This window comes from Dysgonomonas mossii DSM 22836, assembly GCF_000213575.1.
Lineage (GTDB): Bacteria > Bacteroidota > Bacteroidia > Bacteroidales > Dysgonomonadaceae > Dysgonomonas > Dysgonomonas mossii.
In genome coordinates this window covers 218,948-236,532 of sequence record NZ_GL892006.1, presented here as the reverse complement: position 1 = coordinate 236,532, position 17,585 = coordinate 218,948, and the positions used below count along the sequence as shown (strand labels likewise).

17 protein-coding genes are annotated in these 17,585 nt (G+C 37.3%); all 17 read right to left on the bottom strand.

The window, feature by feature from the left end; translation table 11 throughout:
* Positions 1 to 40: 40 nt before the first annotated feature.
* The 17 genes from HMPREF9456_RS07885 to HMPREF9456_RS07805 all read right to left on the bottom strand — a co-directional run bounded on the left by HMPREF9456_RS07885 (position 41) and on the right by HMPREF9456_RS07805 (position 17,565).
* Entirely contained in the window at positions 41 to 1,381 is a 1,341-nt protein-coding gene (locus HMPREF9456_RS07885) for a Fic family protein (RefSeq protein WP_006842970.1), read from the bottom strand.
* Between the two features lie 9 nt (positions 1,382 to 1,390).
* Positions 1,391 to 2,362, bottom strand: coding sequence for a methionyl-tRNA formyltransferase (fmt, locus tag HMPREF9456_RS07880; protein ID WP_006842969.1), 972 nt, complete (start codon positions 2,360 to 2,362; stop codon positions 1,391 to 1,393).
* A 118-nt stretch (positions 2,363 to 2,480) separates the two neighbouring features.
* Complete coding sequence (locus tag HMPREF9456_RS07875; RefSeq protein ID WP_006842968.1) at positions 2,481 to 2,711, bottom strand: hypothetical protein; 231 nt, start codon at positions 2,709 to 2,711, stop codon at positions 2,481 to 2,483.
* Between the two features lie 96 nt (positions 2,712 to 2,807).
* A complete protein-coding gene (locus HMPREF9456_RS07870; protein WP_006842967.1) occupies positions 2,808 to 4,604 on the bottom strand; it encodes a chloride channel protein in 1,797 nt (598 codons plus the stop codon).
* Between the two features lie 184 nt (positions 4,605 to 4,788).
* Positions 4,789 to 5,535 (bottom strand): 2,3-diphosphoglycerate-dependent phosphoglycerate mutase, encoded by a 747-nt coding sequence (gene gpmA, locus HMPREF9456_RS07865; RefSeq protein ID WP_006842966.1) that lies wholly within the window; start codon positions 5,533 to 5,535, stop codon positions 4,789 to 4,791.
* A gap of 75 nt (positions 5,536 to 5,610) precedes the next feature.
* On the bottom strand, positions 5,611 to 6,372 hold the full coding sequence (gene yaaA, locus HMPREF9456_RS07860; protein ID WP_006842965.1) for a peroxide stress protein YaaA: 762 nt from the start codon (positions 6,370 to 6,372) through the stop codon (positions 5,611 to 5,613).
* A 92-nt stretch (positions 6,373 to 6,464) separates the two neighbouring features.
* On the bottom strand, positions 6,465 to 7,346 hold the full coding sequence (locus HMPREF9456_RS07855; RefSeq protein WP_006842964.1) for a glycosyltransferase family 2 protein: 882 nt from the start codon (positions 7,344 to 7,346) through the stop codon (positions 6,465 to 6,467).
* Complete coding sequence (locus HMPREF9456_RS07850; RefSeq protein ID WP_006842963.1) at positions 7,343 to 8,794, bottom strand: lipopolysaccharide biosynthesis protein; 1,452 nt, start codon at positions 8,792 to 8,794, stop codon at positions 7,343 to 7,345. Before HMPREF9456_RS07850 ends, HMPREF9456_RS07855 begins: the two co-directional genes overlap by 4 nt.
* Before the next feature lie 155 nt (positions 8,795 to 8,949).
* The gene (gene tsf, locus HMPREF9456_RS07845; RefSeq protein WP_006842962.1) at positions 8,950 to 9,774 is read right to left on the bottom strand and encodes a translation elongation factor Ts; all 825 of its coding nucleotides are present in this window, start codon (positions 9,772 to 9,774) and stop codon (positions 8,950 to 8,952) included.
* A gap of 117 nt (positions 9,775 to 9,891) precedes the next feature.
* Complete coding sequence (gene rpsB / locus HMPREF9456_RS07840) at positions 9,892 to 10,743, bottom strand: 30S ribosomal protein S2 (RefSeq protein ID WP_006842961.1); 852 nt, start codon at positions 10,741 to 10,743, stop codon at positions 9,892 to 9,894.
* A 195-nt stretch (positions 10,744 to 10,938) separates the two neighbouring features.
* Entirely contained in the window at positions 10,939 to 11,325 is a 387-nt protein-coding gene (gene rpsI / locus HMPREF9456_RS07835) for a 30S ribosomal protein S9 (protein ID WP_006842960.1), read from the bottom strand.
* A 6-nt stretch (positions 11,326 to 11,331) separates the two neighbouring features.
* Complete coding sequence (rplM, locus tag HMPREF9456_RS07830) at positions 11,332 to 11,787, bottom strand: 50S ribosomal protein L13 (protein WP_006842959.1); 456 nt, start codon at positions 11,785 to 11,787, stop codon at positions 11,332 to 11,334.
* A gap of 227 nt (positions 11,788 to 12,014) precedes the next feature.
* Positions 12,015 to 12,536, bottom strand: a complete 522-nt coding sequence (locus tag HMPREF9456_RS07825) for a GNAT family N-acetyltransferase (RefSeq protein WP_006842958.1) — start codon at positions 12,534 to 12,536, stop codon at positions 12,015 to 12,017.
* 14 nt (positions 12,537 to 12,550) lie between these two features.
* A complete protein-coding gene (locus HMPREF9456_RS07820; RefSeq protein WP_006842957.1) occupies positions 12,551 to 13,345 on the bottom strand; it encodes a thymidylate synthase in 795 nt (264 codons plus the stop codon).
* 253 nt (positions 13,346 to 13,598) lie between these two features.
* Positions 13,599 to 14,408 (bottom strand): DUF4249 domain-containing protein, encoded by an 810-nt coding sequence (locus HMPREF9456_RS07815; protein ID WP_006842956.1) that lies wholly within the window; start codon positions 14,406 to 14,408, stop codon positions 13,599 to 13,601.
* 20 nt (positions 14,409 to 14,428) lie between these two features.
* Positions 14,429 to 16,777, bottom strand: coding sequence for a TonB-dependent receptor (locus HMPREF9456_RS07810; RefSeq protein ID WP_018074862.1), 2,349 nt, complete (start codon positions 16,775 to 16,777; stop codon positions 14,429 to 14,431).
* A gap of 263 nt (positions 16,778 to 17,040) precedes the next feature.
* Positions 17,041 to 17,565: an STN domain-containing protein gene (locus HMPREF9456_RS07805; protein WP_006842954.1), complete on the bottom strand. Its 525-nt coding sequence runs from the start codon at positions 17,563 to 17,565 to the stop codon at positions 17,041 to 17,043.
* Positions 17,566 to 17,585 lie beyond the last annotated feature (20 nt).

Here is a 17,585-nt window from a genome sequence, read left to right as displayed (position 1 = left end):
CTTTTATTTCCCTTCGTTATTTTAATAATAAGATAATTATTTACGAATTTATAGCTGTTTCTATTTTTTTTAGAAGATCTTTGCCTATATCCGATATAATAGAGTTCATCTCACTTGTTGTTAAAAACTCAGAATAAAGTTTCGTTGTTGTTTTATTATTATATTTTATAGCATAGGCGTTTTCTCCTAATAGGATTTGAATATTGAAAGTGTTTATATAAACTTCTTTATATGGATTCCTTAATATAGAAAATGTATTCCTTAATGATAAGTTAGTCGTATATTCTTTTCTATTTAGTTCATTTGTTCGAGAACACCACTCTAATAGTAATTTTAAAGAATCATTAAGATTATTTGCTATAAAAGGATTTCCATCTTGATTATATTCAAGACCTGAGTTTCGTGTTAAAAATAGATTGTCAAATTGTTCAAGTTTACTTTCATACAACGAGATAAAAGGAATTATAATATCATCATAAATTTTAGAAACAGTTACTTTTGTTTTTTTTGTAACATTTCCATTTTTATCACCCAATCCTTTCTTCAACAAGCTTAACTGTTTCTCCCAGTCATCTTGCTCCTCTACACTTTCACCTTTAGCAGCCTTTGTCGACAAATCGAGACTCCATGCCAATTGTTGAATCATATAATTAATGAAAGCCTGTAAATCGCCGGTGTCAGCTTGCTGTAGTGCACGTAAATATTCTCTCTTATCCGATGTTTTAATTATAACAGGAGGCAAATCATTATAATATAATACATAGTTCACCAATAATCGGGCAACACGTCCATTTCCGTCATCAAATGGATGAATACGGATGTATCGATAATGTAGTAATGCTGCAAGTTCAATAGCCGAAAACTCTCCTTTCGTAACCTCATCATTATACCATTGCAAGAGTTCTGCCATCAGTATAGGAGTCTCTTGGGGCGAAGCGTATTCAAATATTTCACCATTTGCCTGAATAACACTATTCGGGAATTCTTTATATTCTCCTATTTTAATCTGCCTACGTGTCGATTGACCTTCCGAAGTAATTGCATCCTTCCAAAATGGTCGTACTAATATTGTCTGGTTTAAATCTTTTATGAATTTTTCAGTCAGCGGCTTTTCTTTATCAGCGGCTTCTTCTTTTATCAGCATAAGAGCAACATCATGAGCTTTCATTTCTTCCAGTTCACGAAGTTCATGGTTGCCTTTAGTCTGATCAAAAAGCAAAAGGAGTTCTGTTTCTCCATAAGTTAGAGTATTTCCTTCCAGGTGATTTGAGTTGTAATTAAATTCTAACCTGAATTTCTTATCCAATTTCTTCTTACAATCTTCATCCAGAGGCTGCAAGTCTCTATATTCTTTAATAAGCTTCTCTAACTGCTTTTTCATAGTAGATCTTTATTTAAAATAAGCTCCTTCTTCTATTTTATATCCTCTCAACACTTCGTCTGTCTTCATCGCTTTTTTTCCTGCAAACTGAATCTCTTCCACGCTGATAAGACCATCGCTACATGCAATATGCAAGTATGTTTTATTGTCTGTCAGAATAGCTCCCGGAACTACAGTGTTTGCAGAAGAAATAACTTTCGAACGATATATTTTTACCATCTGAGGCTCTTTTCCGTCACTAAGAAGTTCTGTCCATGCTGTAGGATAAGGTGACATACCTCGAATTAAATTATGTATTTCTCCCGCAGGTTTATTCCAGTCGATACGGCAAGTTTCTTTGAATATTTTGGGTGCATGTCTCAACTCTTTTTCATCATAAAAGAACTGCTTTTGATCTACAGCATCTACACTACCTTCCAAGATCATATCAACTGTTTTTTGTACGAGCTCTGCTCCGACAACCATCAATTCATCGTGAATTTTTCCTGCATTGTCATTTTCTCCTATCTTGATCTTTTCTTGTAAGATTATTTTACCTGTGTCTATCTCATGAGTAAGGAAGAATGTGGTGACACCTGTTTCTTTATCCCCGTTTATTATAGACCAATTGATAGGTGCTGCACCCCGATATTGCGGTAGCAACGAGCCGTGAAGATTGAATGTTCCCAATCGGGGCATATCCCATACTACTTCGGGCAACATACGAAATGCAACTACAATTTGTAGATCGGCTTCCAACGCCTTTAGCTCACTTAGAAAAGTTTCATCCTTTAGTTTTTCTGGTTGTAGTAGAGGTAGATTCTGTTCCAACGCATATTTCTTTACAGCAGAATACTGTATTTTGTAGCCTCTGCCGCTTGGTTTGTCGGGCATGGTTATCACCCCCACTATATTATATCCGTTTTCAACGAGTTTTTTCAGACTTTCTACTGCAAAATCCGGTGTCCCCATGAAAACGATACGCAAATCTTTCTTATCCATTTATTTTTGATTGTTTAATGCAAATTTAAGGATAAAACGCTATTCCTAAAAGTGCAAAAGCGTAAAGATTGATAAATCAAACAATCTCTACGCTTCGTTTATTTTGATATAGATATTATCAGTATTGATTTTTTCTGTTATTCTTATCTATATTAAAAGGGTCTTTCTTGAAAAACAATGCCTTAACAAGCCACATAACCAAAAATGTAATACAAGCTATAGCGATTGTTGCCCCCGAACGCCAGATAATGCTCCACTCGATGGGTTTAATTCCCCAGAGAGCCAAAACAGTTAAAGTAGCACCTGTAAGAATAATTACAGCCGACAGAATACCTATAAACAGTCTCATAAATACCTAATTGTTTAAGTTTTACTCTAAAAAGCAAAGATATAAAACTCTAGCAAACTTTGTGTATTTATAAATATTATTTAGGAAAAAGCCGTGTCATTCTTCCACAAAGTTTTCTGCTAATACCTCTCTGTATACATCCAATATATTCGACTTGGAGATAAATCCGAGATATACATCATTCTGGTCTACTACAGGTAAGTTCCAAGCCTTCGTTTCATCAAAGCTTTTCATAATAGACTCCATAGTCATACCTACAACCACAATAGCCGGAGGTGATGTCATAAAGCGTGATACTTTGAAACGGTTATACAATTCGGGACGAAACATAATGTTGCGGATATTGTCCATAAGAACAATACCAAGAAATCTGTTTTGCTCGTCTAAAACAGGAAAAACATTGCGAGATGAGCGCGATATAACTTTTATCATATCACCCAGATACATGTCAGGGTTCACTGTCTGAAAATTAGATTCTATGAGTTTCTCTATATTCATCAGTGTAAGTACAGCTTTGTCTTTATGGTGAGTTATAAGTTCTCCTTTCTTTGCCAAACGCATCGAATAGATACTATGTGGCTCAAAAAACTTGATCACGACGTAAGAACAGATAGAAACAATCATTAGCGGGAGTAGCAGTTCATATCCACCCGTCAGCTCTGCAATCAGGAATGTTCCCGTCAAAGGGGCATGCATTACACCCGCCATTACACCCGCCATTCCCATTAAAGCGAAATTCTCTTCGGGCAATAAAGGTGCGAAGCCTGTTAGTCGTGAGTGATTTATAGTAAAAGAAAATACAAATCCGGCAATACAACCCAAGAACAAGGATGGAGCAAATATCCCCCCTGTTCCTCCTGCACCGTTGGTTGCACTGGTAGCAAATACCTTCATCAGCAAAACCCCCGCAAGGAATAAGACGATAGTCCAACGGGTATCTTTAAATTCAAAGAAAACACTGTTGTCTAATAGACCGGTGTAGTTCTTTGTTCCACTGATTAGTGCCTCTATCGTATCATATCCTTCTCCGTAAAGAGGAGGCATCAAGAATATTAATATACTCAATATGCTTGCACCAAACGCAAACTTTTGCCAGTATGACATCTTGCGGAAGATTCCTTCTGTCCATCCCATAGCACGGGTAAAATAGAGGGAAACCAGTCCGCAAAAAATACCCAGCAAAATAACATAAGGAATCCGTTCGAGCGCAAAGGGTTCTGTATAGGCATAATTAAACATTGCCGATGTACCCATCGTTAGATATGAAATCGTAGCTGCCGTTACAGACGTTACCAACAATGGAAGCACTGTGAACGTCGTTAGGTCGAGCATTAATACCTCTACCACAAAAACTAATCCCGCAATAGGAGCTTTGAAGATACCGGCAATAGCACCTGCAGCACCACATCCGATCAGTAGCATCAGGTATTTCTGTTCTACCTTAAAGAAACGTCCCAGATTAGAACCGATAGCCGACCCTGTAAGTACAATAGGGGCTTCCGCCCCAACCGATCCCCCAAAACCAATTGTAATAGAACTGGCTACGATGGAGGTATATACGTTATGGAGTTTTATAAAGCTTTTGCGCTGAGATATAGCGTACAATATTTTTGTAACACCATGGCTGATATCATCTCTCACGATGTAGCGAACAAACAATCCGGCAATTAAAATACCAACTATAGGATATATGAGGTACATATAGTTAGCTCCTTCTGTCAGGAAGGGAGAAGTAAGAAGATGTTGTATAAAGTGAATTGCACTTTTAAGAATGAAAGCTGCTAGTGCTGTAAATATTCCGATCAGGAAACTTACGAACAAAACCATTTGTTTTTCTTCTACTTTCTGGGTCTTCCAGACAAGGAATCTGTTATAAAGTTTTTTGCGTGACATTTAATTTTAGGATTGAACTCCAAAAGTATAAAAAAATGGCTACAGAAATAAATTATTTTCACACCATAGTGTTAAAACTAAAGAGACCGAACCAAAATGTAGGTTCAGCCTCTTTCGTTTTTTAAGCTAGTCAGACTAGTTACTCTAAAACTTCTTCGCCTATATGAGGGCCGAATTGTTTATCTTATTTCTTTTTTCCCTGATTAGCAACAGCATCCATCAGTTTTTTAATTTCTTCCGGATCGCCAAGGAAATAGTCTTTCACAAGGTTCAAGTCATTGTCGAATTCAAAAACGTAAGGTACAGCTGTAGGCAGGTTCAAGCTTACGATATCTTCGTCCGAAATACCTTTTAGATATTTGATGATACCACGTAAGCTGTTTCCATGTGCAGCAACGATAATTTCATCGTGACACATCAATGATGGGTAGATAACTTCTTGCCAGTATGGAAGAATACGGTCTACTGTTTCTTTCAATGCTTCTGTTTCAGGGATATATGCCTTCGGTACGTCTGCGTAACGAGGGTCTTGAGAAGCTGAACGAGGATCTGTTGGCTCTAGTGCAGCAGGTGGGACATCGTAGCTACGTCTCCAAACAAGTACTTGCTCGTCACCATATTTTTCAGCAGTCTCAGCTTTGTTCAAGCCTTGAAGCATACCGTAATGTTTTTCGTTCAAACGCCATGTTTTTTCAACAGGAATCCAATCCAAGTCCATTTGGTCAAGGATATTGTTCAACGTTTTAACAGCTCTTTTCAGATAAGAAGTATAAGCTAATGTAAATTTGAAACCTTCTTCTTTCAATAGTTTTCCGGCTTTTATAGCTTCTTGTACTCCTTGCTCCGACAAGTCAACGTTTGTCCATCCCGTAAAGCGGTTTTCCTTGTTCCAAACGCTTTCTCCGTGGCGAATTAATACTACTTTTTTCATCTTTATTTACTGTTTTAATTATTATTTTCCAACTACGCAAAGTTAGTTAAATTATAGCGGAATAGCAAGTCGATCTTATCGAATAAATACCCACTCCTTATCATCCGAAAGCTGTGGTGCAAAAGTATATCCTTCGGTATCGAAACCCTTCAGATGTTCTATATCTTTCAGTTGATTTTGTATAATAAAGCGGGTCATCATACCCCGTGCTTTTTTTGCGTAAACTACTATTTGTTTATATCCTTTATCTGTCTGCTGTTTGAAGATCGGAGTTATGATCCTATGTCCTTTGGGCAAGAGCTTTTTGTCTACAGCTTTGGCGTATTCTTTCGAAGCTAGATTGATAAGAACATTATCGTCTGCTTTCATTTGTTTGGCTATGTACTTACTGATAGTGTCGGACCAGAACGCATACAAATCCTTCCCTTTATCGTTCACTATCGGAATTTGCATTTCGAGACGATATGGTTTAATCAGGTCTAAAGGACGGAGCACGCCATACAGTCCTGAAATATGTAATAAATGCTTTTGAGCAAAATCAATATCTTGTGTAGAAAATGATTGTGCGTCCAGTCCCTTGTATGCTATTCCATTATAAGCAAACGCTGCCTGTTTTTGTGGTGTTTTACTTAGAGGATATGCGTGAATGTATTGGTATACATTGTGTGCCAGCTGAGGGTTGATGCTCATTAGAGAAGCTATTTCTCCGGGAGTAATACCTTCCATAGATTTGTATAATCCTTTAGCTTCTTTTGCATAGAGTGGGGTAGTAGACTCCTTTATTGGAGCCGGTTTTTCAAAATCCTGCAGCTTTGCAGGAGACATTATTATAATCATATTTCTATTTCTTTATAAGTTCGTAATAATGTAAATTTATTGTAGGAGCAGATATCGCATTGTTAAAACACTTATACTAAGGTTTTTGTTGCTTATCGAGGAAGAAGACTTCTAATCTTCTTTCTTATATAGTATATATATGCTCGGAAAGTATCTGATCTTGAGAAGGTAAAATCTGAATCCGGTAGAATATCTCTAAGGTCGGATGTCCTTCGAATTTTTTCTCGTCCCATGTATTTCAGAAGGCTTTTTCTATATTTGGCCGGTTTGTTTTCTAAGCTGTATTTTTTGTAAAGATATATTTTCTCTGATATTTTCACCTTCGTTTCTGCAAGGCATTGCTGTGTGATTTGAAATTCACTGATTCCGATATTAACCAATATTTCGGGTGTAAATGCAAATGTATTATCTCTAGCCATAATCACCTTCATGTAGAAATCCATATCTACCAGCCATATCAGATTCGAGTCGAAAAGATAGCCTTTATTCCTGAATATACATACACTCGGAGCACCCAGCCTATTGCCGGTGTATATTATTGTAGCGTCATTCTGAAGCTCTGAAATAAACTCATTACTTGCTACATGTGGCTTTGGCTTATTATTGCTATCTAAGTCACAACTTCCCGAAAAAGCAATGTCGGCACTTGGATTTTCATCTAACAGACGGACATACTTCTCTAAGCTGTCAGGTGAAGAAAACCAATCATCATGGTGAAGAATTTTGATATATTCTCCTTGCGCTTTTTTTATTCCTTCATTCCAATTCAGCGGAGAGCCTAAAGGTTTTTCGTTTTTGAAATATTTTATTCGCTCGTCCGAATATTCTTCAACTAGTTTTTTTAATGAGTCATCGGGAGAATCATCTGTGATAACGACATCGTAATCTGTAAAACGCTGCTCTAAAATAGAGTTGAGGCAACGTCTCAGAAAATCAATATGTTTATAAGCCGGGATACAGATGCTGACTTTCATTTCTTTATCCTTTTATTGGTAACATATTCGATGGCTTCTCTTAATATTCTGGCTTTTGAAAAATATAAAGTTCCTATATACAAAGCCGCTACAAATACTATTTGGCATATCATCAGTATGATAGGCTGTGCTATTACAAATCGCAGCATGAAGCCGCATAGTATACAAATAAATGATATTCCAAAATAAGGCAATAGGTCTTTTATTAGTTCAAACAAGCTGTAATTTATCAGCTTGTTAGACATAATGGATGATACAATGTATCTGATAATATAGGTTGCCGAAATACCTGCAATGTAATATAGGTAACTGAGTCCGAAAATAAAAGGGATGCATATAGAACTGAAAATCAATACAGCATGCATAATTGTCAGAATAAGGATCAAACCCGATTTACCTTTTATCCTTAATATATCTCCATTTGTAGTTTCAAGGCCTGCAAATATACCGCCAATACATAGCAGTTGCAGGATGGGTGCTGCTGAGAGCCATTGTTCTCCCAGTATGTACATAAATGATTGTGCTACCAATATTATGCCCATAAACATCGGGAATATGACAAATGCTTTGATTCTGATAAATTTTCTGAATATATATTTTAATCGGTGGTCATCATCGTGTATCGACGATAGGATAGGATAGGAGACGCTGTATATCGATCCGTTTAAGACATCGTTGGCCGAATTATAATTTCGGTAAGCTAGATTGTATAGCCCTCCGATACTTAATGAGTAAAACTTCCCTAATATGTTTTGGGGAATGTTTACCATTACAGAATTTATAATACTTCCCAAAACCAACTTCGAGCTAAATGCGAATAGGTCTTTGAATGACTCTTTACTAAATGATCCCGATGGTTTCCATCTGCTGAATATCCACAAGCAACAAACTTTAAGGAATGTCCACAGTACCACTTGTGTAGCTAATGCCCATACACCAAAGCCCAAATAGGCAAGCAATAGTGTTACAGAGTATGATGTAAATACTGAAAATGCATTAATCTTGGTGATCAGTTTGTAATTTATTTCTTTGATGAGTTTGGCATTCTGTACTACAGCAAAAGAGTTAAACAGAAAGGATAAGAATAAAAATCTTGACAAGTCTGTCAAAATAGGTTTGTCGTAATAGTTACTAATGAGTGGAGCCAGAAAGAATAGGAGCAGATACAAGAATATACCTATAGATATATTCAGAAAGAAGACAGTGGTGTAGTCAGCCTGAGTAATATTCTTCTTGCGAATAATAGCGCTCGAAAAGCCACTTTCGTGTAAGATATTAGCTAACCCTACAAATATGGCAAGCACGCCCATTAGCCCGTAGCCTTCTTTATCTATTAGGCGCGCAAGTAATATTCCGGCAACAAATACAAACGCGTTTTGGAGTAGCTTATCCAATACACTCCAACTCAGTCCGGATACGGTTTTATCTTTTAATGATTTTTCCTTCATAGACTCCTGTCAAGGAACAGTTTATCTTAATACTTTATTTTGAACGCAAAGCTACTAAAAAAAGCTATATCAATTTAATATCGTATGCGTATAAAAACAAAGAGAGCAGTTCTGAAAACTACTCTCTTCTATATATGATTCTTTAGAATCTCTGATTATTCAGCGTTCAACGTATAACGTTGGAAAGCAACAACAGTAAGTTCTTTATCGTGCGCAGCAAGATATTGAGCTATTGTTAGTTTTGGATTCTTAACGAATTCTTGTTGAAGAAGTGTAAATTCTTTGTAGAATTTATTTAGTGCACCTTCTGCAATTTTGTCAATCAAGTTTTCTGGTTTGCCAGCCTCGATTGCTTTTTCTCTTGCAATGCTTAGTTCTCTTTGTTTGATTTCCTCAGATACTTCTTCAGGAACAAGGGCTACAGGGTTCATAGCTGCAATTTGCATCGCTATGTCTTTTGCTACTTGCTCGTCAACGTTTGGTTTGTTGAAACCTACGATAGAAGCTAGTTTGTTACCCGGGTGAACATAAGCAACAACTGTAGGAGCTGTAATTTGTTTGTAAACGCTGAACTCCATTTTTTCACCTGTAACACCCATTCTGTCTGTTACAAGATCGGTGATAGCACGACCGCTAACTTCAACAGCTTTCAGTGTGTCTATATCAGCCGGTTTGCTCTCTAGTGCAGCATCTAGGATAGATTTAGTCATTCCTACAAAATCAGCATTCATTGCTACGAAGTCTGTTTCACAGTTTACTGCTACGATTGCAGCGAAATCACCTTGAGTAGCAGCAAGTACACAACCTTCAGCAGCTTCACGATCTTCACGTTTTGCAGCAAAAGCTTGTCCTTTTTTGCGAATTATCTCAACAGCTTTGTCGAAATCTCCTTCAGCCTCGTTCAAAGCATTTTTACAATCCATCATACCAGCACCTGTCATTTTGCGTAGATGTTGGATATCAGCCATAGAAATTGCCATATTCTTTCTCCTTTTATTTTGGTTTATAATTATTCTCTATTGATTTAAAGAAAAAAGACCAAATAAATAATCTCTAAGAAGGCTTTCTTAGAGGCTATTTATTTAGTCTTTATACTATTACTCTTCGTCCTCTTTAGCAAACTTGCTGGCTACAGCCGCATTGATTGCTTCTTGGTCTTCTTTAGTTACAGCTTTTTTAGCACCTGCTTTTGCTTTGCGTTCTCTTCTTGGAGCTCCTTCTTCATCTTGAGCTTCAGCAGCAGCGCTATCTGCTTTTTCGATCTTTCTTTCTTCAAGACCTTCTTTGATTCCTTCGCAAAGGCTTCCTAAGATAAGTTCGATAGATTTTGCAGCATCGTCATTAGCAGGGATTACGAAGTCGATATCTTCAGGGCTAGAATTTGTATCTACCATAGCAAATACAGGTATACCAAGACGATTAGCTTCTCTTACAGCAATGTGTTCTTTCATTACGTCTACCACAAACAAAGCAGATGGAAGACGAGTTAAGTCTTGGATAGAACCCAATGTTTTTTCAAGTTTAGCACGTTGACGAGTTACTTGAAGTCTTTCTCTTTTTGACAAAGTATCGAAAGTACCGTCTTTGATCATCTTGTCGATAGTTGACATTTTCTTAATAGCCTTACGGATAGTAGGGAAGTTTGTCAACATACCTCCTGGCCAGCGTTCTACCACGTATGGCATATTCACTGATTGAGCCAAGTCTGTAACAACTTGTTTTGCTTGTTTTTTTGTAGCAACGAACAATATTTTTTTACCTGATTTAGCTATTTGCTTCAATGCAGCAGCAGCCTCTTCAGTCTTAGCTATTGTCTTATAAAGGTCGATAATGTGGATACCGTTGCGCTCCATAAAAATGTAAGGAGCCATAGCCGGATTCCACTTTCTCTTTAAGTGACCGAAGTGTACACCAGCTTCTAATAATTGGTCGAATTCTAATTTTGCCATTTTTAGTTTTTTTGTTTCGTTTACTTTCTTTTTCTGTTAGCGAATTGTCGGGTAGCTCATATTCAGAAGTCCCGGCAATTTAGATACTAAACGTAATTTTAGAGATGAGGCCGACTCATCATTATATATTAACCAACTTATAACTTTTAAGCGGCGTATGCCGACAAAGTGTAATTGGGTAAGATAATATCCAAATTAACGTTTTGAGAATTGAAATCTTTTTCTTGCTTTCGGTTGTCCCGGTTTCTTACGTTCTACAACGCGTGGGTCACGAGTCATAAATCCTTCAGCTCTAAGAGCAGCCTTATCTTCTGGATTGATCTTAACCAATGCACGAGCGATACCTAGGCGTGCAGCTTCTGCCTGTCCTTTGTATCCGCCACCGTTAAGGTTGATCTTTATGTCGTACTTACCATCTACAGCAAGTTTGCTTAGAGGTTGTTTTACAACATATTGAAGAATAGTTGAAGGGAAGTAATTGTCTAGTTCACGTTTGTTGATCACTATTTTTCCGGTTCCTTCGCTTACGAATACGCGAGCTATAGCAGCTTTACGTCTTCCTATTGCATTTACTACTTCCATTAATAATTATTTAAGAGCGTTAATATCTATTGTTTTTGGTTGTTGAGCATCATGTTTGTGCTCAGTTCCTGCATATACATAAAGGTTCTTAAGAAGGGCAGCACCAAGACGATTCTTAGGTAACATTCCTTTTACTACTTTATGCACTAAGCGGTCAGCTCCTTTTTCCAGCAAAACTGCAGGAGTTGCTTCTCTTTGACCTCCAGGATAACCTGTATATCTCAGATAAACGCGATCGTTCCATTTATTTCCTGTAAGTACAACTTTATCAGCATTGATGATGATTACATTGTCGCCACAGTCCACATGTGGAGTAAAACTTGGTTTGTACTTCCCTCTCAGAAGTTTTGCCACTTTAGAGGCCATACGCCCTAAGGTTTGGCCTGTTGCGTCAATCACAACCCATTCTTTTTGTACAGTTGCTTTGTTCGCAGAAATGGTCTTATAACTTAAAGTATCCACTTAATTAAAAATTAATTTGGTTAATGACTTTTTTGATTCACACAACTATCATCCGTTCATCGAGCTAAGATATGATAAACGATAATCGTTTGTTAATCAATTTTTTACGTTTTATTTCGTAATAATCGGCTCGCAAAATTACTATTTTTCACGGAATTAACAAAATATAATAGAGTATTTTTGATGAATTAATAGTATATAAACTGTATTTGCAGGGAGTTACCATATTATAAGGTTAATTCATAAAGACGGAACCATTTCAAATGCTCGTACCCGAGCCCTAAATCGACTGTTCCTATGTACTCATATCCATGTTTTTCGTATAAGGATATTGCTGCTGTATTATTTATGGAAACATCCAGACGTATGCTTTTCATATTCAAAGCTGATGAATGTTGTTTTGCGAAATTTATCAACTCGGATGCGACTCCCTGATTCATAAAGTCAGGGTTTGTTACAAGTGTATGAATGACTATAATGTTTTTGTAATCCGTATCAACTTTCCATTTGACCTGATTATATGCATCTTCCGGCGTATGGTTGAGAATAATACTTCCGAGGATTATATCGTTGTCTTCTACTACGAAAAGGCTCTTTTCTTCAATTCCTTTTATGGCCGTTTCTCTAATGGGATATACATGTTTTATCCATCCCGGATAGTTTATATTAGCTTCCAGATAATCATTTAAATTGTTATACAGATTTTCTAAATTATCTATGTCGGAGATTAGTCCTTTCCTTATGTTCATATCATGGGAATCACTTATACAGCAACTTCTCCTTTTATATGTGGATGCGGGTCGTACCCTTCAAGCTGGAAATCCTCATATTTGAAATCAAAAATGCTTTTTACCTCAGGATTGATTATCATCTGAGGCAGGGGACGAAAATCTCTGGTGAGCTGTAGTTTTACCTGGTCTAAATGATTCGTATAAATATGAGCATCACCCAATGTGTGAACAAATTCGCCTTCTTGCAATCCTGTTACCTGAGCCATCATCTTTAGGAGTAGGGCATAGGATGCAATATTGAAAGGGACGCCAAGGAAAATGTCGGCACTGCGTTGATATAGCTGTAAGCTTAGTTTGCCGTCAGCCACGTAGAACTGAAAAAAAGCATGGCAGGGTGGGAGGTTCATATTCGGCAGGTCGGCAACATTCCATGCGCTCACAATAATACGACGCGAGTCGGGGTTGTTCTTTATTGTTTCTACAGCATTGGTTATCTGGTCTACATAACCGCCATTGTAGTCGGGCCACGAACGCCACTGGTATCCATAGATATGTCCGAGGTCTCCGTTTTCGTCAGCCCATTCGTTCCAGATGCGTACCCCGTGATCTTGCAGATATTTGGCATTGGTATCACCAGCCAAAAACCAAAGGAGCTCGTATATGATTGATTTTAAGTGTAATTTTTTTGTGGTCAGCACAGGGAATCCTTCTGCCAAGTTATAGCGGCTCTGATGTCCGAAAACACTTATTGTACCTGTACCTGTTCTATCTTCTTTGAATGTGCCTTCAGCTAGCACACGTTTCAGTAAGTCGTGATATTGTTTCATTGCAAAATATAGTGATATTAAGTACAAAAATAGTCAAAATATAGGACAAATGGGTATAAGGTGACTTCTTAACTTTCTAAACTATATCTTTACGTTGGCTTTATTGGTGTTGTGTCTTGGCTTTAGATGCTGAAGTACTTCATTTCATACATAAATAAGAGAGAGTCAAAAGTAATTTAGATTTTCTCTTTGTCATGTCAAACGGAGAGTGACAATCTGAAGTCTAAATTACTTTTGACTCATCCTTATTCTTCTATTCTTTCCACTCGGCAGTAATAGTCATTTTATCTACAGTAGAAGCGGAGAAATACCCTAATGCCCCCCCTTTGATATTGGAGGTTGGGTTTGTCTTCGAATCTTCAATTCTGCTTAATGTATAAAAGAAAGTGTAAGCTCCTTTATCGATACATTGAAATTCTACTTCAATCTCATCTCCCTGCTTGATCGGGTCTACGTCATCATCGTTGATGAATACTGGTAAAAACTGATGTATCGGGCTGCCGTCCATAAACTCAGCACTCAGCACCATTTCATTTACATCCGGCAATTGTTTTCCATTGATATATACAAGGCAGCGGTAATACTGATTGGTCTCTCCTTTAGGATCGGAGAAGTGAATCATCGGAATAGCATATTTCATTACCGGAATTTTATACATCGACAATGAATCGAGCTTCACGAATGGTGGTATTTTGGAGGTAGATGTATATTCTTTCCCTTCATACGTCACTGATAAATTATAGGTGTGACCAATTACTCCTTTGGTGTTTTGTGCAACATACCAGCCTGTATTGTCTTGTTCCAATGTCTCCGTGTTTCCTGCATCATCTGAAATTTTCACAATAGCTCCTTTTAAGAAAGGATAGCCACTATTGTCATTAAAGTCGAGCGTATGGCTTACTCTTACTTTAGCCAATTGATCCTGCTTTACAATACCTTCTATTTGTATGCGTGGTGTAACCGAATTAAGATCTACATCTATCTCTTTTTCACAAGAGGTTACTGCAAGCATTAAAGCTAAAGCCGAAAGCACTATTATATATTTGTTTTTTATACTTTTCATAATTTCCTTGCTTTTTTAGTTTAAAACTTGAAGTTCCAAGAAACGGATGGAACAAATGTAAATAGTGAATATTGATAAGCTGTTGTCTTGCTCGGATCTTTCGAGTTGGTACGGAATTGAATCATATAAGCATTTTCACGTCCATAAGCGTTGTATAGACCGAATACCAATTCCGATTGAAATTTAGAGGTCTTTTTTAGCAGACAGGTTGCGCCTAAATCGAGGCGATGGTAATTTGGCATTCTGTAACCATTTCTCTCTGCATAGTACATCACATCTTTACCATTGATTTGGTATTTTCCGCTTGGATAAGTAATCGCATTCCCTGTATAGAATACCCAAGCCGCAGATAACGACCATTTCGGATTGAGTTCGTACATGCCCACAATTGATAAATCATGCGTGCGATCTTGGAATGCACTATACCATCTGTCTTCATTTATGCCATCAATCTTTTTCTCCGATTTCGAAAGAGTGTATGCTATCCATCCAGTAAGCCTTCCCTGACGCTTTTTCAGCGAAAGTTCTACTCCGTATGCTTTTCCTTTTCCGGATAAAAGCTCGGTCTCTATGACATCATATCCTTGTATGTCGGCATTGTCTTTAAAGTCGAGCTGGTTTCTCATATCTTTGTAATAACCTTCGATGCTGAATTCGAACATATTGTCGTTGAAGTTTCTAAAGTATCCAAGCGATACCTGATCTGCTATCTGTGGCTTTACATTATTGGAACTCGATGCCCAACGATCGAAGGGAGTACCTTGTGCCGAGTATGACAGCAAGTGCATATTCTGTGTTGTGCGTGCATAAGCGGCTTTTATAGAAGATACTTCATTTAGTTTGTAAGCCGCTGAAAACCGGGGTTCGAGATTTATATATGTTTTTACTACTTTTCCCGATTTGTACCATGTGCTATCTAATACATTATTCTCCTGATCTAGCGTATAATATTGTCCTTTGCCCAACGCCATGAATGCCGAAGCACGAAGTCCATATACTACCTCCAGATTGTCTGTTATCTTGATCTGATTGGATATGTAGGCTGCATTTTCTGACGAATAGCGATGATATAGATCTACCGAGTTTTTTTGCTCCGAGTCCAGATTATAGTTTCCGGGAGCCAAATCGTGGTATGTAGAGCTGACCCCTAAGCGCCATTGGCTGTTTCTACTTTGCTGAAAGATAAACTCATGTTTTAAGCCATAGTCTTTGATTTTAGCTGTTCCATTCAAGTTCATACCGACTTCCATCCCAAAGTAGTAATCGTACTGATTATAAGATAGTGATGTACGAGAAGTCCACTTGTTGTTGAACGTATGACTCCAGTTAGCTATCAGAAAGCTATTTCCCCAATTCACCTCGGCTGCATCTTTTAATACCATTTTGTCTCGTCCCAAATATCCCGAAATCGATATCTGATCTTTATCAGACAAAGCGAAGTTCAGCTTCATATTCAGGTCATAAAAATACAGATAAGCATTTTTTGCATCTTTTACTCCCGACATGCGTGCCAATGCATCGGCATAGGTGCGTCTTGCCCCTATCAGGAAAGATGATTTGCCTTTTTGTATAGGCCCTTCGGCGTTCACATTAGAAGAAATTAGCCCGATGCCACCGGCTACATGATATTTCTGATTGTCGCCATTACGCTGTTGAACATCTAAGATAGACGCTAAGCGTTCTCCATACTGCGCCGGCATAGCTCCTTTATACAGCGTTACGTCACGTAATACTTCCGAGTTGAACGTAGAAAAGAAACCCATCAGATGCGATGCATTGTATAGCGATACATTATCCAGTAAGATAAGGTTCTGATCGGCACTACCTCCGCGGACATAAAATCCTGAACTACCTTCTCCTGCACCTTGTACTCCGGGCATTAACTGTATCGATTTTATGATATCTCTTTCACCGAGTAATACCGGGATTTTATTTATTGTTTGTATCTCCATTTTCTCTATCCCTGTTTGTGGCGCAGATACATTTGCATCGGGACGCTCGGCAGATACAACAACTTCGCTCAAACCAATGGTAGTTTGTACAAGTTCTATATCTTTTTTTATATTTTGGTTAAGAGAAATCTTCAAGGTCTTTTTTTCGAAGCCGATATAATCAACTTTCAGTGTGTATTCTCCTTTCGGAAGAGTAAGGGCGTATTTCCCATTCTCATCTGACGATACACCGCTACCATTTCGGTTTTCTATTATAATTGGAACTCCTATCAGGGTTTCTTTTGTGCGAGAGTCTACCACCGTCCCGCTAATTTTATAGGTTTGTGCACTTGACAAAACCGGAGTTATGAATAAATGTAAAAGCCATAGAAATGAAACCCAATTCTTTTTGGGTAAAATATTTGCATGTACTAACATAAGTAGGTTTAAATTTTTAAACAAAGTTCAATTTGTTTATATTAATGTATAAGTTTTTTATTTATTGAGATCTTAATGATTTTAGAAAATTGAACCATTAAAATTTATGTTTATTGTATCTATTCATCCACAATTTAATAAATGAGGGTGTTCTTTTTTTATAATGCAAAGTTAGACCAGACCATATTAACCAACAAGCTGAAATCGATAAATGCATAATTTTTCTCGATGAACTGACTCTAAATATACATTAATTATAGTCACTATCCTTCTTCTCGAATATAGTGTGAAAATTCTCGCGTTTTTTTTGACATAGTGATTCTATTTGTTTGATTGTTTATAGTTAAAGGAAATCTTTTCTCTATCCGCTCATCAGCAATTTTGTCGTTTCCTATACTACTAAGACCACTATGTCCGTTGTTTCCACTACTCCTATCTATAATATTTTTATCGTCTTCTGTAATTGGTTCATAATTAGCGATTCCCTTAGGGGTTGCTTTGGCTGATGTTATTATTACATATTTACCTTTTATAATATAAAAAAAATATTTGTCGTGAAGGAGTAGGTAAACCGCTTCGGTTACCTCTTTGTTGACAATGTTGATAGAAATCTTCTTATGCGTATCAACAACCTTCGGATTGTACGAAAACTCGACTCCCGTTTGTTGAGTTATAAGTTTCATCGCTACACCTATTCTCTCATTCTGCAATTTTATGTTTACCATTTTCTGAGAGTGCAAGCTAGCAGTGATAAGGATAAATAATGATATAAATATTATTTTCTTCATTCGTCTTTAATTAAGATCTT